Source organism: Sphingomonas sp. PP-F2F-G114-C0414, from assembly GCF_003688595.1.
Taxonomy (GTDB): domain Bacteria; phylum Pseudomonadota; class Alphaproteobacteria; order Sphingomonadales; family Sphingomonadaceae; genus Sphingomonas.
In genome coordinates this window covers 23584-43271 of record NZ_RCWT01000009.1, presented here as the reverse complement: position 1 = coordinate 43271, position 19688 = coordinate 23584, and the positions used below count along the sequence as shown (strand labels likewise).

19 protein-coding genes and 1 tRNA gene are annotated in these 19688 nt (G+C 65.1%); 9 read left to right on the top strand and 11 right to left on the bottom strand.

Annotation, left to right across the window (positions count from 1 at the left end):
• Nucleotides 1–105 precede the first annotated feature (105 nt).
• The gene (locus C8J47_RS00960; protein WP_183128979.1) at nt 106–762 is read left to right on the top strand and encodes an RNA polymerase sigma factor; all 657 of its coding nucleotides are present in this window, start codon (nt 106–108) and stop codon (nt 760–762) included.
• Here C8J47_RS00960 and C8J47_RS19315 read toward each other — a convergent pair.
• On the bottom strand, nt 759–938 hold the full coding sequence (locus C8J47_RS19315) for a hypothetical protein (RefSeq protein WP_162237227.1): 180 nt from the start codon (nt 936–938) through the stop codon (nt 759–761). The two genes, C8J47_RS00960 and C8J47_RS19315, sit on opposite strands and share 4 nt — an antisense overlap.
• Nucleotides 939–1437: 499 nt before the next feature.
• Nucleotides 1438–1962, bottom strand: a complete 525-nt coding sequence (locus C8J47_RS00955; RefSeq protein ID WP_147454255.1) for a helix-turn-helix transcriptional regulator — start codon at nt 1960–1962, stop codon at nt 1438–1440.
• A 91-nt stretch (nt 1963–2053) separates the two neighbouring features.
• On the opposite strand from C8J47_RS00955, the gene C8J47_RS18795 reads away from it, so the two are divergent.
• The 6 genes from C8J47_RS18795 (at nt 2054) to C8J47_RS00930 (ending at nt 5359) form a co-directional block, all read left to right on the top strand.
• Nucleotides 2054–2344 carry a carph-isopro domain-containing protein gene (locus C8J47_RS18795; RefSeq protein ID WP_147454254.1) on the top strand — a complete coding sequence of 97 codons (291 nt, stop codon included), beginning with the start codon at nt 2054–2056 and terminating at the stop codon, nt 2342–2344.
• Nucleotides 2341–2856: a hypothetical protein gene (locus tag C8J47_RS00950; protein ID WP_121884087.1), complete on the top strand. Its 516-nt coding sequence runs from the start codon at nt 2341–2343 to the stop codon at nt 2854–2856. The genes C8J47_RS18795 and C8J47_RS00950 overlap by 4 nt, the downstream gene beginning before the upstream one ends.
• Nucleotides 2853–3206 (top strand): ogr/Delta-like zinc finger family protein, encoded by a 354-nt coding sequence (locus C8J47_RS00945; RefSeq protein ID WP_259467282.1) that lies wholly within the window; start codon nt 2853–2855, stop codon nt 3204–3206. Before C8J47_RS00950 ends, C8J47_RS00945 begins: the two co-directional genes overlap by 4 nt.
• A gap of 107 nt (nt 3207–3313) precedes the next feature.
• Nucleotides 3314–3547: a hypothetical protein gene (locus C8J47_RS00940; protein WP_121884085.1), complete on the top strand. Its 234-nt coding sequence runs from the start codon at nt 3314–3316 to the stop codon at nt 3545–3547.
• Nucleotides 3544–3861 carry a hypothetical protein gene (locus tag C8J47_RS00935; protein WP_147454253.1) on the top strand — a complete coding sequence of 106 codons (318 nt, stop codon included), beginning with the start codon at nt 3544–3546 and terminating at the stop codon, nt 3859–3861. Before C8J47_RS00940 ends, C8J47_RS00935 begins: the two co-directional genes overlap by 4 nt.
• Nucleotides 3862–4021: 160 nt before the next feature.
• Nucleotides 4022–5359 carry a tyrosine-type recombinase/integrase gene (locus C8J47_RS00930; protein ID WP_121884083.1) on the top strand — a complete coding sequence of 446 codons (1338 nt, stop codon included), beginning with the start codon at nt 4022–4024 and terminating at the stop codon, nt 5357–5359.
• A 21-nt stretch (nt 5360–5380) separates the two neighbouring features.
• Here C8J47_RS00930 and C8J47_RS00925 read toward each other — a convergent pair.
• Nucleotides 5381–5456 (bottom strand) — tRNA-Thr (locus tag C8J47_RS00925).
• Between the two features lie 134 nt (nt 5457–5590).
• Here C8J47_RS00925 and C8J47_RS00920 point away from each other — a divergent pair.
• Complete coding sequence (locus C8J47_RS00920) at nt 5591–6817, top strand: hypothetical protein (RefSeq protein WP_121884082.1); 1227 nt, start codon at nt 5591–5593, stop codon at nt 6815–6817.
• A 76-nt stretch (nt 6818–6893) separates the two neighbouring features.
• Nucleotides 6894–11510: an NAD-glutamate dehydrogenase domain-containing protein gene (locus tag C8J47_RS00915; protein WP_121884081.1), complete on the top strand. Its 4617-nt coding sequence runs from the start codon at nt 6894–6896 to the stop codon at nt 11508–11510.
• Between the two features lie 160 nt (nt 11511–11670).
• On the opposite strand, the gene C8J47_RS00910 is transcribed toward C8J47_RS00915, so the two are convergent.
• The 8 genes from C8J47_RS00910 to C8J47_RS00875 form a co-directional block, all read right to left on the bottom strand.
• The gene (locus C8J47_RS00910) at nt 11671–12777 is read right to left on the bottom strand and encodes a PepSY domain-containing protein (protein WP_121884080.1); all 1107 of its coding nucleotides are present in this window, start codon (nt 12775–12777) and stop codon (nt 11671–11673) included.
• A 154-nt stretch (nt 12778–12931) separates the two neighbouring features.
• The gene (locus tag C8J47_RS00905) at nt 12932–13615 is read right to left on the bottom strand and encodes a Fe2+-dependent dioxygenase (RefSeq protein WP_121884079.1); all 684 of its coding nucleotides are present in this window, start codon (nt 13613–13615) and stop codon (nt 12932–12934) included.
• Nucleotides 13609–14355 (bottom strand): tetratricopeptide repeat protein, encoded by a 747-nt coding sequence (locus C8J47_RS00900; protein ID WP_121884078.1) that lies wholly within the window; start codon nt 14353–14355, stop codon nt 13609–13611. The genes C8J47_RS00905 and C8J47_RS00900 overlap by 7 nt, the downstream gene beginning before the upstream one ends.
• A 7-nt stretch (nt 14356–14362) precedes the next feature.
• Nucleotides 14363–16849, bottom strand: a complete 2487-nt coding sequence (locus C8J47_RS00895; protein WP_121884077.1) for a TonB-dependent siderophore receptor — start codon at nt 16847–16849, stop codon at nt 14363–14365.
• 74 nt (nt 16850–16923) lie between these two features.
• Nucleotides 16924–17166 carry a ribbon-helix-helix domain-containing protein gene (locus tag C8J47_RS00890; protein ID WP_121884076.1) on the bottom strand — a complete coding sequence of 81 codons (243 nt, stop codon included), beginning with the start codon at nt 17164–17166 and terminating at the stop codon, nt 16924–16926.
• Nucleotides 17167–17182: 16 nt separating this feature from the next.
• Nucleotides 17183–19006, bottom strand: coding sequence for a cobaltochelatase subunit CobT (gene cobT / locus C8J47_RS00885; RefSeq protein ID WP_121884075.1), 1824 nt, complete (start codon nt 19004–19006; stop codon nt 17183–17185).
• Nucleotides 19006–19395, bottom strand: a complete 390-nt coding sequence (locus C8J47_RS00880) for a type II toxin-antitoxin system VapC family toxin (protein WP_183128978.1) — start codon at nt 19393–19395, stop codon at nt 19006–19008. The genes cobT and C8J47_RS00880 overlap by 1 nt, the downstream gene beginning before the upstream one ends.
• Nucleotides 19392–19673 carry a type II toxin-antitoxin system Phd/YefM family antitoxin gene (locus C8J47_RS00875; protein WP_121884073.1) on the bottom strand — a complete coding sequence of 94 codons (282 nt, stop codon included), beginning with the start codon at nt 19671–19673 and terminating at the stop codon, nt 19392–19394. The genes C8J47_RS00880 and C8J47_RS00875 overlap by 4 nt, the downstream gene beginning before the upstream one ends.
• Nucleotides 19674–19688: the final 15 nt, after the last annotated feature.

The window sequence follows — 19688 nt, the reverse complement described above, 5'->3', positions numbered from 1 at the left end:
GCCACATTTATTCCAGAAATTGGGAACCATTGGTGGGCGCCGGTTTTATCACTCATCATATACCGGACACATTGTCCGGTTATGCGTCGATATCACAGGTCATCCATGGCTTCTGCAACTACCGATATGCAAAGTTCTTTGCCCGTGTCCATTGCCAGCAGCGTTGCCGCTGCGAGCGCGACGTTCGAGTCGTCGTTGATCGCAATCAGCCCGCGGTTACAGCGCTACGCCCGGTCGCTCGCACAGAATGCCGATGCGGCGGAAGATCTGGTGCAGGAGACGCTGCTGCGCGCATGGAAAGCGCGGGCGCAGTTCGTCCCGGACACAAGCCTGAGCGCATGGACCTTCACGATTATGCGCAACCTGTTTTTCTCCGCACGCCGTCGCGACCGATTCCATGGGCCATATGACGAAGTTTCGTCGCAAGCTATCATTGCCACCGGTAGCAACCAAGACAATGTAGTCGACCTTGCGAAAGTAACGGCGGCGATGGCATTATTACCGGAAGGGCAGCGGCAAGCACTCCATCTCGTCGCTATTGCCGGAATGACACCCGATGAGGCTGCCGACCGGATTGGGTCTCCAGTCGGGACGGTAAAAAGCAGGGTGTCGCGCGCCCGAACGAACCTGAAACTGCTATTGAGCCCTCAATCTTCGCGTTCGTCGGCGGTAGTCGGGAGATTACCTGTTATTGCGACCCAGCAGCGTATGGCCGTCAGAAAGAAGCGGAATTTTAAGGATCGCTCCTTGGTGATTGGTTAGGATTCTGCAGCGCCTCCGGTACCTTGCCGGGCAAAATTGGCACCTGAGTAGGGCCGGCGGATGGTTCCCAGATCTGCGAAGCGGGTTGCTGCCGTCTCCGGCATGCCCGTAGCATCGGCTCGCCCGTCGAATGAATAGAGCACGCCTGTCAATAGGAGCAAGGTGATGCGCATCATGCCCATCACCGGGTGGTGTCCTCGATGGTTCCAGCTGCTGCCAACCCTGTTGCGCCGCTGTCAAAGCGAGCACCCAGGCACCTCCGCACCGCGCCGCTCGCGCGTACGACCGTCACCACCGCTGCGGCGCCGCGAACGTAAAAGGGTGCGCTGAGCCTCGACTTCGCGGATACGCAGGTCCTGCACCATCTGAATGGTGAACGAACGGCGGCTTAGCCGATTCCACTGCTCCAAACCGGACAGTCCGCTTTCCACCAATCGCTGACACCTGCTCAGCATAAAACTCGTCAAGCTGACCCATTCCGCAATCGGATCCTATCGCGTCGAGCAGCTTGATGTTGGAGGACGCCAGTTTTCGCAGGCACCCCCTATTTTTGTTGGAAATCGTACCGTACGGAATGGAACATAATAAGAACGATATGAGTCGGCGTTATGGTTTTAGTCTTCCAGTCTCAGCCCCGATGTGAGCGCGGATGTGCTCGGTGTGAAACAACCTGCGCTATGCTCGCTGGCGCGCGTGACGATCGTCGTGACCGTCTTCAGGATCGGCTTGAGGAGCATCGTCGTCATCCGTCTGTTCGAACACGAGCGGCCCTTGAAGAAGCCCGAGCCCTCTGGGAAGCAGCTGTGCGAGTTCACGCGCGAGCGCTTCCTGCGGCAAGCCCTCCGAAGCCTTCAGAATTCCAAGAAACATCCGCTCCAGAGCGCGCGCGTCCGGCAACAGGACCTGCATGGTCGCGAACTGCGCGACGGGCTTGATACTGGCCTCGATAGTCGGCGCATTCGTTTCCTCGAAGCCGCCCAGCGCCAACACATCCCACTGGTCTATGCCATGAGGTGTCAAATGCTGCGCGAGCGACTTTGTCAGTTCGATCGGCAGATAAGCCTTCTTAAATTTTTTCGGGTCCTCGTAAAACGCGTACGTCGACGCGGGCATGCCTAGCAATTGCGCGAGTTTACGCACGCTTAGAGCTGGATCAGCAGCCTCGCGCAGTTTCTTGAGCCTGATAGCAGCGGGTTCCACGCGTGCTACGTCGCGAAAATTTCGCACGCTGTCTGTACGAAATAACCGTTGATATACTGTGCGACTTTATCGTACATAGCTATTCATGGTCATGGCTTCCAACCTCTTTGATCGATTTGACGGCGTCCGGCCGATGGCTGCTGCGCTCATTGAACGGTCGTCCACCGTTCAAAGCTCGAAAACCGCAGGACGTATTCCATCGACCAGGCAGCCGGAGGTTTTGGAAAAGGCCCGCGAACTCAGCATTCAGATCAGTGCCCTAGACGTTGTATTTCCGCTTAATGGGCTCTCAGACGTGCCTCGTTTAACTGACCTACCTCCTCCCTATGGCAAGGTCGATTGCCATCAGCGTTCGGTTTTGCAGCGACAAGGCGGCGCATGACCAAGCTCCGCACGCCCGATACGTTTCAGGACGCGATGACTAAGGTTCTCGCGCAGATCGGCCCGGCCGAAGCTGCGCGCGTCATCACCGCGCTCACTAAGCGCGACTATTCCGCGCGGACTATGCGCGAGTGGTCCGACCCCGACACGGGAACGCTGCCGACCCTCATGCAAGCGCTGGCGTTAGATACCGCCCATCGCCTTGCAGGCGGTGAGGATGCGCCGTTCCGCGACGCGTTTAGTCAGCAACTCGGGATTAAGATCCAGCAGCAGGAAGCCTGTCGCCTCGCGCTCGTGGCGGATTCGCTCGACTTCATCCACAAGGCAGGAGAACTGCACTCCGCCCTTTTTGCCGCCGCCCAGCCCAGTTCGTCCCCGCGCGATCATCATCATGCGCTGGTCAAGGCGCAGCAGGTTGACGGCGTTCTGCGCCGCATTCGTCGGCGCCTGCCAAATTTCCTTCGTCCCACCATGTCGACGGGGTCGGGCAATACCGGGGGGACCCATCAGTGACGAAGAGGAGAAGCTATACGCCGCGCATCCCGGCCATGGTGTGCCCGCACTGCCTGACGCGCTCGATCGCCTGTGACTCCTTTGAAATCGATCGGCTGCCGCGAGATGTCCGCTACATTTGCCAGAACGCCAAATGCGGTCACGTCATCGTGGCGCGGCTCTTCATCATCCGCATTGTGCGGCCGAGCATGATTCCGGAGCCGGCGATCCGCTTGCCATACGGCCAATGGCGCTCGAAGTCCGCTAACGACGACAATCACTTGCCGGCCAACGACGACCACCGCGTGCCGGCCAATGACGACCATCCGCCAGACGCGGCGGAAGTCGCTATCCCCCGGCTAATCCCCTGATCTGATTCCCGCGGCCGAGCTGCCGCGACCGTCCTGAACCATCCCTCCGCAGCTCCGGAAGATCCTGCTTTCGGTGCCGCCACCCTTTTGCCTGCAAGGATTGTCCCATGATCCATGTCACGATGCCCATCCTCCACGGCGTCTGCACTGGCCTATTCATAGGCGGCGGCGCGACCGCGCTCGGCGTCATCGTCGCAACGGTCGCGCCGGAATGGCAACGCATCTGTGGCCTCGCGCTCGGAGATGTCCCCGCCACCCCGCCGCTCTTGTCGAAACGCTTTCTACAAGAGCAGCGGCTGGCACACCCGCTCGATCACCCCGCAGCGGGTGGATCAGCATGATGACCCGCGCCGCGCCCACGCAAGTATGCCAACTCGGCCCACCGCCACGGTCAGCGACCTGTTCCCGAAAGCGGGAACAGGTCACGTTCCCGATCGCGGTGGTCCGGATGATGAGGCTCGATACCGCGGCCGGATTGCTCGGCAAGGGCAAGCTGGCCGACGAACTGTGCATCAGGGGCCCCACACTGAACTTCAAGATCAACGGGGACCGCGGCACGTCAGTCTCGAACATTAAGGACGCTGCTGCAGCGCGGGAGTCGCGCGGCGAACGGCTTCCCGCCCACGCCCGCAAGCTGCGCGAGGCGATCCAATGAACGCCCCCTCAATCGTCCGGCTCGACCAGAAACTCGCCCGCGCCGCCGAGCTTGGAAAGGGCATCCGGCTCGAATCCGCCGACCTCGATCTGCTCGGCAGCCTCGGTCTCTTCGACATGACGCACCGCGCTAAATCCGAATATCTGAAAGAACGAACACAATGTCGCGACGCACGCCGCCGGTCTATCAACGGGGCAAATACTGGCTCGCTCATGACGAACGAGCAGACGGAACCCGCCGCAGCCCGTATTTCTATGTCTGGTGGTACGATTCCGCCGCGCAACGTGAGCGAAGCTCGTCGACGCGTACGGTAGACGAAGCCACTGCGATCCTTGCGCTCGACACGCTCTACCTTGCCGACAAGGGCGAGGCGCCGGCCTTCTGCCACGCCTGCGGCCAATCGCTGGCGCAGGCGCAAACCTATCTCCTGACCGACGCTATCGCGGATTATAAAATCGAATGGGGCGACACGCGCGTGTCGGCGGACACGATCGCCGGACGGCTGGCGCACGTCGTTGGATTCCTAGATGCCGAGCAGGCGCTGGGCGCGGAAGGCCGGTTCGGTCACGCCACCAGCTGTGCGGCCGCCTGCTCGTCCGTGTTCGTCCACGCGTTCCGTGCCTGGTCGCGGTTGCAGCCGGTCGAATGGCGCAACGGCAAGGGCGAGGTCACGGTGTCACGCACCCGCTCGCCAGCCGCGACCGAGGCGTCGATCGCGCAGCTGATCGCGGTCCTGAACCACGCCGCCAACGCCGAGCCGCCGCGCTCGGACAAGCGCCCGATCTACAAGCCCCTTCCCGCCCGACAGGTGCAGCGCCAGCGCCGTACGCGAATCGGCGTCGAGGAAATCGCGAAGATGTTCGCCTATGCGGCCGAGCCCGATCGCCAGCGCGGCTCGCTCCATGCGTTTCTCGTAGCTTCGGTCTGCACCATCGCGCGGCCGGGCGCGGTTGTAGATATCAGCGTCGCTCCAGATCGCCAGCAATGGTGGCCGGACGCCGGGACGATCGATCTGAACCCACAGGGCCGCACGCAGAACAAGAAGCACCGCGCGCTCCTACCCGTTCTCCCGCTGCTAGATCGCTGGCTATTCGCCGAATACTCGACCTACATGGCACTCAAACCCGCCGAGCGATCGGGCCGCGGCTGGCTAGTGAACTATCACGGCCGCCCCGTGCAGGACGTCGACCGCGCCTGGGACACGATGCTGACGAAGCTCGACATGCCCACCGGCCGCGAATGGCGCCCTTATGTGCTGCGCCACAGCCTTGCGACGCTCGTCCGCAACCGCGGCGCTGAGAAATGGGATCTGGAGGGCTTCATGGGCCACCGCGCCGGAAGCCAGACCGAGGTATATGCGATCGGCGAATTTCCGAGCGTCGTCCGCGCTCTGGAGAGCATCATTTCGGAAATCGAAAAGCTCGCACCGGGTTCGATGCACCGGAACCCTACCGGAGCCGAAAAATCCTCAACCATGCGGGAGGACGTAAAAATGTAAGTATTTTCAACAACATGTCGATGGTGCCGCTTACAGGACTCGAACCTGTGACCCCCGCATTACGAATGCGATGCTCTACCAGCTGAGCTAAAGCGGCCCGACGACGGACGTATCCGGTCGAGGTCGCGGCGAATACCAAGGGATTTGCGGGCTGACAAGCGGTTTGCGTCTTTACCGGGCGTTTACCAAACGGCGTGCAAGAGCGTGGCTGAAAAACGGGGGCCCTTGGGCATGGATACGGTACGCGGCCTGGACAACGAACGCAGCGACGGTCCAGATGGTCCGGTCGCTCGCGGAGGATATGATGCAGGGAGTTCGGGGAGTTCGGGTTTCGGGAGTTCGGGTTCTGGGAGTTCCGATTTCGGAAGTTCGGATTTCGACGGCACGAACCACGCGACGCCCGGCGATGCGCGCCACCCAACCGATGCGGGCGTCAACGACGTGATGTTCGATCTCGGCGGCGACGAGCGGCGGATGCACGTGCGCGCGTACAACCACTGGGTGTCGCTGCTGAAGGACCGCCCCTACCCGTCGATCGCCGATCTCGAGCCCGAGACGATCACCGATTTCGGCCCGCACAGCGTGCTGCTCGATTTCAGTCGCGGCATGGGCGACCCCAGGATCGCGTATCTCGGGCGTGCGCTACGCGAAGAATGCGGGCTGGAGGGGCCGATCGCGACGATCGCGGACGTGCCAAGCCGCTCGCTGCTGTCGCGGCTGACCGACCATTATCTCCAGATCATCGCCAATCGCGCACCGATCGGTTTCGAGGCGGAATTCGTCAGCAGCCGGGGGCGGACGACGTTGTACCGCGGCATCCTGATGCCGTTCGCATCGGGCGGGGTGACGATCGACTTCATCTACGGCGTGATCAATTGGAAGGAACTCGCGGACGCCGATCTGCAGGCGGCGCTGTCGGCCGAACTGGATGCGGCGGTTCAGGGCACGCCCCGGAGCTCGGGTGCGGCCGCGCAGGTCTGGGCCGATGGTCCGAGCGGCGGGTTCGATATCATGCCGGCCGAGCCGACGCCCATGCCGGCGCTTGTCCTGGATGATCCCTTGCCGGCCGAGTATGTGCTCGCCGGTCCGCTCGGCGAGCAGCTGGCGATGGCGCGCGAGAGTGCGGCGCAGGTGCGGGCTGCCGAAGCACGCAGTCGTGCGGCGCTGCACCGGACGCTGGGTCGGGCGCATGATCTCGCGGTGTCGACCGAGCACGACGAGGGCGATTTCGCCACGCTGTTCGCCGCTGCCTGCCTGCCGGGCCAGACGGACGTCATGATGCAGATCGTCACGCTGGTCTTCGGCGTCAATTTCGAGGCGACCCGGCTGGCGACGTTCGCGGCGGTGCTGCGCCACGCGCAACGGCATCAGGTACCGGCAGGAGGTTTCGCAAGCTTTCTCGGCGGTTTCGAGGGCGATCTGGTCGCGATCGCAGCCGCCGAACACGCCGCATCTTAGGTGCGCCGCAGCATTCGCCTTCGCACCTGCCACAAGGGTTGAGATAGGCGGATAGCGGGCGCATAGGCCCTGACCTATGGCGAACCAATCGTTGAACACGCTCACCGAAACCCTCGCGGGCCGGCTGACCGAACGGGCCCTTCCGGGCGAACTGAGGGACTTCGGGGCGAGCGAGGTCGCGCAGGCTGCGGCGTTCGTCGCCGCGACCGCCGCGCACCGCGACGACGGTGCGCCGGCGATCGCGATCGAGCCGATCAGCGCGGATGACACGCGGCGGCGGATGCGCCTCGCGATCGTCAACGACGACATGCCGTTCCTGGTCGATTCGATCGCCGCGGCGATCGGCGCTCAGGACATCGCGGTCGATCGGATCATCCACCCCGTCGTCCGCACGACACGCGCGCCCGATGGCACGCTGCATGCGATCGACGCCGACGGCCAGGGTGCAGGTCGGCCCGAATCGATGATCTATCTGGAGATGGAGCGAGCGGACGCGCGTGATCGTCGCGGACTGATCGAAGACCTCACGGCCGTATTGGCCGACGTCCGTGCGGCGGTGAGCGACTGGCGTGCGATGCAAGCCGCGCTCGACGACGATATCGCCAAGCTGCCCGAGGGCGAAGGCGCTGCTCTGTTGCAGTGGTTCCTGGGCGGGCATCTGACGCTGCTCGGGCATCAGATCTGGCATCGTGACGGCAGCGGCCATGCCGCGCTGGGTATCGCGCGCAACGAACACCGCGTGCCGATCCTCGCCGAAGCGTCCCGCGCGCTGGCGATCGAATGGTTCGAGGCGGGCAACGACGCGCCGTTGTTGCTGAAGTCGAACTTGATTTCGACCGTCCACCGCGCCGTGCCGCTCGACCTCGTCGTCGTGCCGGTGATGGAGGGCGCGACGGTCGCCGGGCTGTCGATCTACAGCGGCCTGTGGACCAGCGCCGCGCTGGCCGCGATGCCGCGCGAAGTGCCGGTGTTGCGCACGCGCCTTGCGGCGATGAAGGCGAAGTTCGGGTTCGATCCGCGCGGGCATGCCGGCAAGGCGCTGACGCACGCGTTCACTGCGCTTCCGCACGATCTGGTCATCGCGTTCGCGCCCGATGCACTGGAGGATCTGGCGCTGACCGCGATGAGCATCGCGGATCGGCCGCGGCCGGCGCTCGTGCTGGTCGAATCGGCGCTCGGGCGTCATTTGTTCGGGTTCGTGTGGTTGCCGCGCGACGACGTCACCACCAGCCGCCGCGTCGCGATCGGCGACATGCTGGCGGAAGCGGCGAATGCCAGCGTGCTCAACTGGTCGATCGCGCTGGAGGACGGCGAGGTCGCAATGATCCGCTACACGCTCGACCTGCGCGGCGATGGCCGGATGCCCGACGTCGCGCCGCTCGCGCTCCGGTTGCAGCGGATGGTCCGCGGCTGGGTGTCGGACGTCGAGGCGGCTCTCGTCGAGACGTTGCCGCCGCCGCGCGCCGCGCGCCTCGCGCTCAAATGGGCCGCCGCGTTCCCGCAGAATTACCGCAACCTCAGCACGCCCGCCGAAGCCGCCGAGGATATCCAGCGCATCGCCGCGCTGGGCGACGCGGATGCGCGTGGCGTGCGTCTGGTTCCGGGTGAAGCCGGCGCCGACCCACAGCTTAAGATCTACAAGCTCGGCGGCGCGCTCCCCCTGTCGGACGCAGTTCCGGTGCTGGAGAATTTCGGCTTCCGCGTGATCGGCGAATTGCCGACGCGGTTGCGCGACGACAGCGTGCCGTTCGTGCATGATTTCGTGCTGGAGGCGAACGACGCCGCGCAGCAGAGCGACGCGCCCGTGCTCGAAGGCGCGATCGCGGCGGTGCTCGAGGGCGCGGCCGAGAACGATGCGTTCAATCGGCTGATCGTCGAACTCGGGATGCGTCCCGAGGCGATCGTGCTGTTCCGTGCGTGGTTCCGGTATCTGCGCCAGGCGGGGCTTCCTTATGGCCTGACCACCGTGGTCGACGCGCTGCGGCGTGCGCCGAAAGTTGCGGCGGCTCTGATCGCGCGCTTCACCGCGGTCCACCATCCGGAGCACCCGGGTAACGCGATTAAGGCAGACCAGGCGATCGAAGCCGGCCTTGATGCAGTCACCGCGATCGATGACGACCGCATCCTGCGTGCGTATCGTAACCTGATTGCGGCGACGCTACGCACCAACGCGTTCACGCCGGCCGCGTCGGAAGCGCTCGCGTTCAAACTCGACAGCCATCTGATCCCCGGCCTCCCAGCCCCCGTGCCGTGGCGCGAAGTCTGGGTCTATTCGCCCCGCGTCGAGGGCATCCACTTGCGCGCCGGCCCCGTTGCGCGTGGCGGCCTGCGCTGGTCCGATCGTCGCGACGATTTCCGCACCGAGATCCTCGGGCTGATGAAGGCGCAGCGCGTCAAGAACGCCGTCATCGTGCCGACCGGCGCGAAGGGTGGCTTCTATCCCAAGCAACTCCCTGCCCCGTCGAACCGCGACGCGTGGTTGGCCGAAGGCACCGAGAGCTACCGGATCTTCATCCGCACCTTGCTGTCGATCACCGACAACATCGTCGAGGGCAAGGTCGTGCATCCGGACGGCGTGACGATCCTCGACGGCGAGGACCCGTATTTCGTCGTCGCCGCCGACAAGGGCACCGCAACGTTCAGCGACGTGGCGAACGCGCTCGCGTTCGAACGCGGCTATTGGCTCGGCGACGCGTTCGCCTCCGGTGGCTCGGTCGGGTACGATCACAAGGCGATGGGGATCACCGCCAAGGGCGCATGGCTGAGCGTCCAGCGGCACTTCGCCGAACGCGGGCTCGACGTGCAGAGCGAGAGCATCACCGTTGTCGGCTGCGGCGACATGTCGGGCGACGTGTTCGGCAACGGCATGCTGTTGTCGAAGACGCTGAAGGTCATCGCGGCGTTCGATCACCGCCACATCTTCCTCGATCCCGATCCCGATCCGGCGACCAGCTGGGACGAGCGCAACCGGATGTTCGCGCTGCCGCGGTCGAGCTGGGCGGATTACGACGCCAGCCTGATCTCGAAGGGCGGCGGCGTGTTCGCGCGTACCGCCAAGGTCGTGAAGCTGTCGCCTGAGGTGCAGGCTGCACTCGGTGTAACCGCGAGCGAGATGGAGCCGGGCGCGCTGATCTCGGCGATCCTCAAGGCGCCGGCCGATCTGCTCTGGTTCGGCGGCATCGGCACCTATGTGAAGGCGGCATCGGAAGCGAACGTCGCGGTCGGCGATCCGGCGAACGACCGGTTGCGCGTCAACGCGGAGGATCTCCGCGTGATCGCAATCGGCGAAGGCGCGAACCTGGGCGTCACGCAGGCGGCGCGCATCGCGTTCTCGGCACGCGGGGGTCGGATCAACACCGACTTCATCGACAATTCGGCGGGCGTCGACTGCTCGGATAACGAGGTCAACATCAAGATCGCGCTCAACCGCGAGATGATTGAGGGCCGGCTGGAGTACGAGGACCGCAATACGCTGCTCGCCAGCATGACCGACGACGTCGCGCACTTGGTGCTGGAGGACAACCGCCTCCAGACGCTGGCGCTGTCGATCGCCGAGGCGGATGGCGCAGTCGCGATGCCGAGCTATGTCCGCGTGATCGAGATCTTCGAGGGCACCGGGCGGCTCGATCGTGCGGTCGAGGGGCTGGCGTCGAACGATATCCTGCTGCGTCGCGGCCAGGATGGCCTGGGGCTCACGCGGCCTGAGCTAGCGGTGCTGCTGGCGACCGCCAAGCTCGGGTTGCAGGATGCGATCGAGCACAGTGATGTCGCAAAGGACGACGCGCTCAAGCCCGACTTGCACGCTGCGTTCCCGGCGGCGATGCGCGAGCGGTTCGCGACGGCTATCGATGAGCATCGGCTGCGGCCCGAGATCGTCGCGACCAAGCTCGCCAACCGGATCGTCAACCGACTGGGCATCCTCTACCCGTTCGAACTGGCGGAAGAGGAAGGCGCGGCGATGGGCGATATCGCGGCGATGTTCGTCGTCACCGAACGCCTGTTCGACCTGCCGGCCTTGTGGGCGGAGATCGAAACCGCCGTAATGCCCGAGGCTGCGCGGATTGCATTGTTCGACGAGGTGGCGGTCGCGACCCGCTCGCAGATCGCCGACCTGTTGCGCGTGTCGGCGCCCGGCGCCGTGCCGGGCGAAGTCCTCGCGCGGCTGGCAAAGGGGATCACGCAGCTCGACAGCCAGACCGCGGCGTTGCTGCTCGAAGAGGCGAGCGCGCAGAGCAGCCGTATCGCGGCACAGCTCGAAGCGGTCGGTGCACCGGGCGATCTGGTGCGCAAGGTAGTGCGCCTTTTCGAGATGGACGGCGCGGTCGGGCTGGCGGATCTCGGCGAGCGGATGGCGCTCGACGAGGCGGTCCTCACGCGCGCGTTCACGCATCTCGGGCAGGCGCTCGGGCTCGACTGGGCGCAGGCAAACGCCGCGCGGATCAGCCCGACCGATCCGTGGGAGCGCCTGCTGATCGCAGGCTTGGCGCGCGATTTCCAGCAGCTACGGCTCGAATTCCTCGCGCGCCGCGGCGCGCAGGATCCGCAAGGTGCGGTGGACCAATGGCTAACCGCGAACGCAACACGCGTGGCACAGTTCAAGGCGGTAATCGACCGCGCGCGCCATGCGGCGGTGCCGAACGCGGCAATGCTCGCGCAGATCGCCGGTCAGGCACGGGTGCTGTTGGGACGCTAACCTAAACCCCTCTCCCCTGCGGGGAGAGTGAGGGGCCCGCGTGCTCTTGCGCGTGGGAGGGTGAGGGGCATGAGGCTCGGGACATAAATCTCAATCACCCCTCACCCTCCCGTCGCCAAGAGGCTCCTCCCTCCCTCTCCCCGAAGGGGCGAGGGAAAGCTTACGCTGCCCGCTTGGCCGCCAGTTCCGCCTTCCACCCACGCGCGCGCCACCACATGATCACCCCGGTCACCGCCAGCACCGCCGGCAATATTCCCCCGAGGAAGATGATCACCTGCCACAGCGCACCCATGTCGGTGCCGTCGTGGATCCGCCGGATCCACTGCGCCACGCCGCCCTGCGGCCGCGCGGGAGCAGCGGTCGCGCCGCCGGTGTCGTCGGCGATCTTCACCCCGACCGGCGTCGTCCCGCGCGCGAACGTCACCGTCCAGTCGGCGCTGAGATCGGTCGGCCACGCGACACTGCGCAGCGGCGCGCCACCCGCCAGCGCGCGCGCCTTGCCTATCGCCACGGCAAGCGGTTGCGCCGGCTTGGCCAGCGGTTTCGCGCGCATCATCGCGCCGCGATCGGGTCCACCTCTGGGCCGCGACGCCTCCCCCGTGATCTTCCCGAAGAATTGCGGGAACGAGATCCACGCGCCGGTCAGCGACAGCACGAACAACGGCAGCGCGATCCAGAACCCGAACAGATGATGCAGGTTGGTATCGACGTTGCGATGCCGCCGAAACCGCAGCCCGCGCGACCATTTGCCCACGGTCGGCCACCACAGCCAGAGCCCGGTGAAGCACGACACCATCATCGCCACACCGATCCAGCCGACGATCGATCGCCCGACGCCGGGCAGTTGTAGGCTTCCGTGGAGCACGTGGAGAAACCGCACGAGCCCGCCGTTCGACGGCGACACCTCCAGCACGCGCGCGGTCGGCGGATCGAGATAGACCATAGTCCGCTGCGGCGGTCCCGGTCGCTTGGTCGCAGTCCCGGCGGCGGCGGCAATGACGACCGGCCCGCCATCGTCGGGCATAGTCAGCTGTGCGATCCGCTCGCCGTGCGTCAGCCGGGTCGCCGCCGCCGCGACATAGGCGTCCGGGCCGAGCACCGTAGTTCCCGACACCGCATAGCGCGTCGGATCGACGATCCGGTCGAGCGCGTCATGCCACACCAGCGCCGCGCCGCTGAACGACAACGGAATGATCAGGATCGCGAGGATCAGCCCGATCCACTTGTGGACCTGAAACCACGCCCGCCGCATCGCCAAATTACTCATCGAATATCCCCCGTTCGTGGAGCGTGGCATGGCAGGCGTACGCAAGTCCATCCTTCCCCCCCCCCGTCATCCTGACGAAAGTCAGGACCCAGAGCCAAGCAGCGTAAGGCCCGTGATCCTGGGTCCTGACTTTCGTCAGGATGACGGACCGCGCTCAGACGTCCGCCCAGCGACGCAGCAGGTTATGGTACACCCCCGTCAACCGCACCGTCGCCGGATCGCCCTGCCCTTGTGCGGCTGCGACCGCCTGCACGCCCTGATCGAGATCGAACAGGATCCGTCGCGCGCCGTCGTCGCGCACCATCGACTGCAACCAGAAGAACGACGCGACCCGCACACCGCGCGTGACCGGCGCCACGCGGTGCAGGCTGGAGGCGGGATAGACCACCATGTGACCGGCGGCCAGCTTGACCGATTGCGGCCCGAATTGATCCTCGATCACGAGTTCGCCGCCGTCGTAGGTTTCGGGATCGGCAAGGAAGAGCGTGGCGGACAGGTCGCTGCGGATGCGAAAGTCGGAGCCGCGCTTGATCCGGATCGCAGTGTCGACGTGGAGCCCGAAATCCTGGCCGCCGGCATAGCGGTTGAACAGCGGCGGGAAGACCTTCAGCGGCAGCGCGGCGGCGACGAACAGCGCGGAGCGGCCGAGCGCGTCGAGAATCATGCCACCGGCCTCGCGCGCTCCGCTGGAGTCCTCGGGCAATTGCTCGTTGCGCTTGGCGAGCGCCGATTGTTGGCCGGAGGTCGCGTTGCCGTCAATCCATTCGGCCGCATCGATGATACGCCGAACCCGCGCCACTTCCGCCGGATCGAGCACATCGGGAACGGCGATCAGCATGCTGCCCCCTCGCGCAACGCGGCCACGCCGGAAGTCCGGAACGCTGAGATATCGCTCGACGCCAGCCACGCTTCGGCCTTGCCTAGAAACGCCGCGTTGCCCCGCGCGCCGGCTTGTTTCAACCAGACCAGCGCCGCGTCGACCTCCCCCGCAGCGCCAAGCATCCGCGCGTGATTGAAACACCCGCGAAAATCCCCGCCTCCCGCCGCCCGTGCATAGCATTCAGCGGCCCGCAGCAAATCGCGCTCGCACGCCCAGCCGTCTTCCGCAAAACTCCCGACGAAGTTGATCGCCTTCGCACTGGCGAGCCCCGAATCCATCGCCGCGACCGTCTTCAGCAACGCTAGCGCCGCCGGTTTGTCTTCGGCGACCCCCTCCCCCAGCGCGAGCAGCGTCGCGTAGTTATACATCGCCCAGTCCAGCCCGCGCTCGGCGGCAATCCGGTAGCATTCCGCTGCGCGCGCCCTGTCGACCGCCGTGCCCCAGCCGAGATCGTAGCAGCGCCCCACCATGTTGAGTGCCATCACATGATGCTGCGCCGCCGCCTTCACGAACCAGCCGAGCGCAGCTTTCCGGTCGGCGGCAACGCCAATCCCGTCGAGCAGCATCTGCCCATACACCGCCTGCGCCTCCGCCACGCCTGCATCCGCCGCCTCGCGCACGAACGCCGCGCGCTCCTCCGGGCTTCCGGAGAGGCGCGCGGCGATGGCGTCGGGCGTGAGGGTATCGATCGCCGTCATATCATCCTCAGAACCGCAGGTTCACCGTGCCGAAGATCGTGCGACCGGCCGCGAGCGTCGCATAGTGGCTGGCATAGGTCTGCGAGAAATAGGTCTTGTTCGTCAAATTCTGCGCATTGACGCTGAGGTCGACATTGTCGGTCAGCTTGTAGCTCGCGCGTGCATCGAAGCGCCAGTAGTCGGGCGTGCTGCGCGTCAGGACCTTGGTCGCCGGGTTGACCGACACGACGCCGGCGGCAGTCTGCGTCGCGGTGCGGTTGTCGGCATAGCCGCCGATCTGCTCGTCCATGTACAGAGCCGTGCCGCCGATCTGGAGCCGCTTGGTCACGGCGACGTTGGTGGTAGCGGTGAAGCTGTTCTTCGCGGTCTGCGGGACCTGCTTGCCGGTGTTGACCGACACGACGCCGATCGTCCGGGCCGGCTGGATGACGGTGGTGACGCCGTTCGCGGTGCGCGTGATCGCCGGCGCGGTCAGGATCGTCGAGCCGCCATCGATAATCTTCGGATCGAGATGCGTGAACCCGCCGAACACGGTCCAGCCTGGCAGGATCGTCCCGCTGACGTTGAATTCGACGCCACGGATACGGGTCTCGCCAATGAACGACGCGGTGTTCGAATCGTCGAGCACGCGCGCGTTCGAGATCTCGGTCTGGAACGCCGCAGCGCCAAGCTGGAGCTTCTCGCCGAACAGGCTGGCCTTCGCGCCGACCTCGTACGACTTGGTCTTCTGCGGCTTCAGCAGGCTGAGCGTCGCGACCGTGATCGCATTATCCTCGCGGCCTTCGCCGAGCAGGCTGTTGGGCGGCGTCGCGGCGGTCGCATAGCTTGCGTACAGGCTGGTCTCCGGCGTCGGCTTGAACACCAGGCCGGCCTGCCAGTTGAACAGGTTGTCGACGCGCTTGACCTTCGTTTGCGTCGCGCCCGGAAGGGTGATGGTGGATTCGAACCGATCGTAGCGCGCACCCAAATTCAGGATCAGCGCCGGCATCAGCGTGATCGAATCAAACGCGTAGACCGCCTTGGTATTGGCGTCGTTCTGGGTTTCAGCGGACGTCGCGCCCTTCACGATCGGGGTCGGCGTGGTCGACGTGTCGCTCGTGTAGTTGACCCACGGTGCGTTCGGATTGGGGTTGAACAGGCTCACGCAATAGGACCGCGCGATCGTCGCGGTGTTGCAGCGGGGCGAGATCGTCGATCCGTTGGCCGACACGAACGCGCCGCGCCGCGTCTTTTCCCACGAGATCTCGGTGCCGAGCGAGAAGCTGTGCTCGATCCCGCCGGTGTCGAACTTGCCGTACAGGTCGGTCTGGTCGACGATGCTCTCGCTATAGCCGTAGCGCGTATTGCCGCGGGTCCAGACATAGCCGCCATTGGTCACGTTCGCGCCGGTGTTGGTCGCGGTGGTGCCGTAGACGTTGCCCTGGCTGTCGTCGGGCAGCGTGAAGATGTAGCTCTGGTCGCTGTGCGTGTAGCGCGCGGTGTTGCGCAGCGTGATGCCGCCGAAATCATGCTCGACGCGGATCGTCGCCTGGTTGGTGTTGGCATCGCGGAAGTCGCGATTGGCCAAGCCGTAGAAGTTCTTGCGCGAGACGTAGCCGGTCTGGCCGCCTGCGGTCGTCACGGTGCCGAGCGCAGGAAGAGTCGAGATGTTGCCGGTGCCCGGATGATTGGCGATCGTGTAAAGATACGGGATGCCGCTGTCGGGCAGTTCGCTGCTCTCCATGTGGTAGAGGCTGGCGGTCAGCCGGGTCGGCGTACCGAGTCCGACCGCGAACGACGGTGCGATGCCCCAACGCTTCGCCCAGATCGCATCGCGCCCGGCGACGTCCTGATCGTGCCACATGCCTTCGATGCGGAACGCAGCGGTGTCGGAAATCTTGAGGTTCACGTCGCCGGTGATGCGCTTGTAGTCCGCCTCGCCGTAGCTTCCGCTGAGCGATCCAAAGTTCTCGAGCTGCGGCAGGCGCGACAGGATGTTGATCGTGCCGCCCGCCGAGCCGCGGCCGCCGAGCGTCGAATCCGAGCCACGAACGATCTGGACCGAATCGACCGCGAAGACTTCGCGTGTCTGCGATGCGAGATCGCGGACGCCGTCGACATAGATGCTCCCCTGGCTGTCGAAGCCGCGGATGAACGGGCGGTCGCCGATTGGGTTGCCACCCTCGGCCGCGCCGAAGGTGATGCCGGGCACGGTCCGCAGCGCATCTGCCAGGCTGTTCGACCCGGTCTGCTCGATCACGTCCTTTGGCAGGACGATCACCGAGCGCGGCGTGTTGACGAGTGGCGCGACCTGCTTGGGGCCGGAGTCGCGCTCGCGCTGACCGTTGACGAGGATTTCGTCGCGTTGCTGTGCGTCGGTCACCGGTGCCGCGGGTTTGTCGGCATCCGCCGCATAGGCCGGCGCGGTCGCGAAGGCGCCGACGCACGACAACGCGAGAAATGCTGGCACGGTGGACGAACGCTGCACGGATGCGCGCGGCGATGGTAGCGACATAGACAAACCCCTTTGCTCTTGAAGGGCTCGCTATTGAGACTCGTTCGCACTGTCAATGCTAATGCGAGTAGTTCTCAACCTAGATTATCGAACAGCCATGTTCTCAACGCACTAGCGAGGTTCGGTGGATCGTCCGCGACGATGCGGATCGCGTCGATTTCGGCGACGAGCGCGGACAGCGGCAAACCGAGACGCACCGCTACGGCCTCGAGCGCCTGCCAGAAGACGGGCTCGAGGCTGATCGAGGTCTGATGGCCGGCGATCGTGATCGAGCGCTTGACGGGGCCATGAAATCCGCCGGCTGGCGCAGCGATCACGCCGCCCGCCTGAGGATCACTCGGTATCGAACAGCGAGGCCAGCTGTTCGATGATCGTCCCGCCGAGCTGCTCGACGTCCATGATCGTCACGGCACGCGCGTAATAGCGGGTGACGTCGTGGCCGATGCCGATCGCGACCAGCTCGACCGGCGACTTGCTCTCGATCCAGCCGATCACCTGGCGCAGATGACGTTCCAAATACGAGCCGGAGTTCACCGACAGCGTCGAATCGTCGACCGGCGCGCCGTCGCTGATCACCATCAAGATGCGACGTTCCTCCGGCCGTGCGACTAGCCGCGCATGCGCCCACATCAGCGCCTCGCCGTCGATATTCTCCTTCAGCAACCCCTCGCGCATCATCAGGCCCAGCGAGTTGCGCGCGCGGCGCCACGGCTCGTCGGCGCGCTTATAGACGATGTGGCGGATGTCGTTGAGCCGACCCGGCTGCGGCGGACGCCCGGCCGCCAGCCACGTTTCGCGGCTCTGCCCGCCCTTCCAGGCGCGCGTCGTGAAGCCGAGAATCTCGGTCTTCACACCGCAGCGCTCCAGCGTGCGTGCGAGAATGTCCGCGCTGATCGCCGCGATCGAGATCGGGCGGCCGCGCATCGAGCCGGAATTGTCGATCAGCAGCGTCACGACGGTGTCACGGAAGTCGGTCTCCCGTTCGGCCTTGTAGCTCAGCGACAGCGTCGGGTTGACGATCACGCGTGCGAGGCGCGCCGCGTCGAGGATGCCTTCCTCCTGATCGAAATCCCACGACCGCGACTGCTGCGCCATCAACCGCCGCTGGAGCCGGTTGGCAAGCTTCGACACGGTCGATTGCAGGTGCACGAGCTGCTGATCGAGATAGCCACGGAGGCGTGCGAGTTCGTCGGCGTCGCAGAGCTCGGTGGCGGCGATCACCTCGTCGAACTGCGTCGTCCACGGCTTGTAGTCGAACGCGCCGCCCATGTCCGCGAAGGGACGGTTCGGGCGAACCGGCTGCATGCCTTCCTCGCCATCGTCGCCCGGCTCGCCGTCGATGTCGTCCATCGACTCGTCGCTCTGCTCCTGGCCGTCGCTTTCCTCGTTCTGCTGCTCGGACTGTTCGCCGCGCGCTTCGACTTCGCCCTGGCCGTCCTCGCCCTGGTCGTCGCCTTCGTCGCCCTCGTCCTGCTGCTGCTCGTCGGTGCCCTCGTCCTCGGAGCCGCCTTCGTCGCTCTCCTCGGGGACCTGATCGCCCTCGACCAGTTCGAGCTCTTGCAACATTTTCCGCGCAAGGCCCTGGAACGCCTTCTGGTCGTCGAGCGCATAGGCCAGCGCGTCGAGATCGGTCCTGCTCTCGATCCACTCACGCACCAGCGCGAGACCGGGCGCGGCGATCGCGGGCGATTCCAGTCCGGTCAGCCGCTCGCGGACCATGAGGCCGAGCGCGGTGGACAGCGGCACTTCGTCGCGATTGCGCGCGCGCGTGATGGGATCCGCCCGCAGCCGCACGTCGAGTGCGCGGTCGAGGTTCTCGGTGATGCCGGCATAGCCACGCGAGCCGAGCGCTTCGACACGTGCAGTCTCGACGGAATCGAACACCGCACGCGCAACCGCATCAATCGGCGCTGCACGATTATGCAGCGCGATGTCGTGATGCTTCAACCTCAGCGCGAATCCGTCCGCGAACCCACGCGCCTCCGCGACCTGCTCCAACGGCAGGGCACGTGCGGGCATCGGCACCTTAATGTGCTTACCCGACTGCGTCGGTGCATCCGCGGTGAAGGCGAGTTCGACCTCCGGCTCCTCCGCAATCGCACGCGCGGTACCGGCGAGCACCGCCTTGAAGCGGTCGAGTGGGGTTTCGTTGGCCATTACCAGAGTACCTTGCAGCCGAACTTGGCGATTTCAGGGTCCCGCGTGAGGACGGTCAAATTCTCGATCATCGCCTGGGCCGCGATCATCCGATCGAACGGATCACGATGCGCTCCAGTCAGAAACCCCGCCTTGAGCGCATGATCGTCCGTGATCATGAGAGCTTCGAACGCATTGGTGCGCATGAGAGGCCCGTATTCGCGCGAAAAATTGGCAATCGCTGTCAGCTTGCCCGACTGCGTCTTTATGGCGATTTCCCAGACGCTTGCCACGCTGACCGAGATCCGTGCCGCACCCTCTCCCAGGATTTCGCGGGCATCGTGGCCAAGACGATCGGGCTCGGTCCACCACCATAACAACGTGTGCGTATCGAGAAGAAACCCGCTCACCGACCGTATTTCTCAAGACGATTGCCCTCGAAGAGTTCGAGTTCGTCCTCGGGCATTGGGTCGAAGAACACCGAATCAGGAATTGATCCCGTCACAGTCAGGCCCCCAGGCGTACGCTTGCGCCTCATGGCAGGCTCGAGCGGCATCATCCGCGCGTAGGGGATGCCAGCCTTGGCAAGAATGATTTCTTCGCCCGCGTGCGCACGCTCGATCAGTTTCGACAGATTGGTCTTCGCATCATGGACGTTGAACGTCTTCTGTGGATCGGCTTCACCCATGATCGCCTCCCTGGG

What these genes read in the sequence shown, in the direction of transcription:
- C8J47_RS00960 (WP_183128979.1), top strand. Translation starts at nt 106, where the DNA reads ATGGCTTCTGCAACTACCGATATGCAAAGTTCTTTGCCCGTGTCCATT.
- C8J47_RS19315 (WP_162237227.1), bottom strand. Translation starts at nt 938, where the DNA reads ATGATGCGCATCACCTTGCTCCTATTGACAGGCGTGCTCTATTCATTC.
- C8J47_RS18795 (WP_147454254.1), top strand. Translation starts at nt 2,054, where the DNA reads ATGGCTTCCAACCTCTTTGATCGATTTGACGGCGTCCGGCCGATGGCT.
- C8J47_RS00950 (WP_121884087.1), top strand. Translation starts at nt 2,341, where the DNA reads ATGACCAAGCTCCGCACGCCCGATACGTTTCAGGACGCGATGACTAAG.
- C8J47_RS00940 (WP_121884085.1), top strand. Translation starts at nt 3,314, where the DNA reads ATGATCCATGTCACGATGCCCATCCTCCACGGCGTCTGCACTGGCCTA.
- C8J47_RS00935 (WP_147454253.1), top strand. Translation starts at nt 3,544, where the DNA reads ATGATGACCCGCGCCGCGCCCACGCAAGTATGCCAACTCGGCCCACCG.
- C8J47_RS00930 (WP_121884083.1), top strand. Translation starts at nt 4,022, where the DNA reads ATGTCGCGACGCACGCCGCCGGTCTATCAACGGGGCAAATACTGGCTC.
- C8J47_RS00920 (WP_121884082.1), top strand. Translation starts at nt 5,591, where the DNA reads ATGGATACGGTACGCGGCCTGGACAACGAACGCAGCGACGGTCCAGAT.
- C8J47_RS00915 (WP_121884081.1), top strand. Translation starts at nt 6,894, where the DNA reads ATGGCGAACCAATCGTTGAACACGCTCACCGAAACCCTCGCGGGCCGG.
- C8J47_RS00910 (WP_121884080.1), bottom strand. Translation starts at nt 12,777, where the DNA reads ATGAGTAATTTGGCGATGCGGCGGGCGTGGTTTCAGGTCCACAAGTGG.
- C8J47_RS00905 (WP_121884079.1), bottom strand. Translation starts at nt 13,615, where the DNA reads ATGCTGATCGCCGTTCCCGATGTGCTCGATCCGGCGGAAGTGGCGCGG.
- C8J47_RS00900 (WP_121884078.1), bottom strand. Translation starts at nt 14,355, where the DNA reads ATGACGGCGATCGATACCCTCACGCCCGACGCCATCGCCGCGCGCCTC.
- C8J47_RS00895 (WP_121884077.1), bottom strand. Translation starts at nt 16,849, where the DNA reads ATGTCGCTACCATCGCCGCGCGCATCCGTGCAGCGTTCGTCCACCGTG.
- cobT (WP_121884075.1), bottom strand. Translation starts at nt 19,006, where the DNA reads ATGGCCAACGAAACCCCACTCGACCGCTTCAAGGCGGTGCTCGCCGGT.
- C8J47_RS00875 (WP_121884073.1), bottom strand. Translation starts at nt 19,673, where the DNA reads ATGGGTGAAGCCGATCCACAGAAGACGTTCAACGTCCATGATGCGAAG.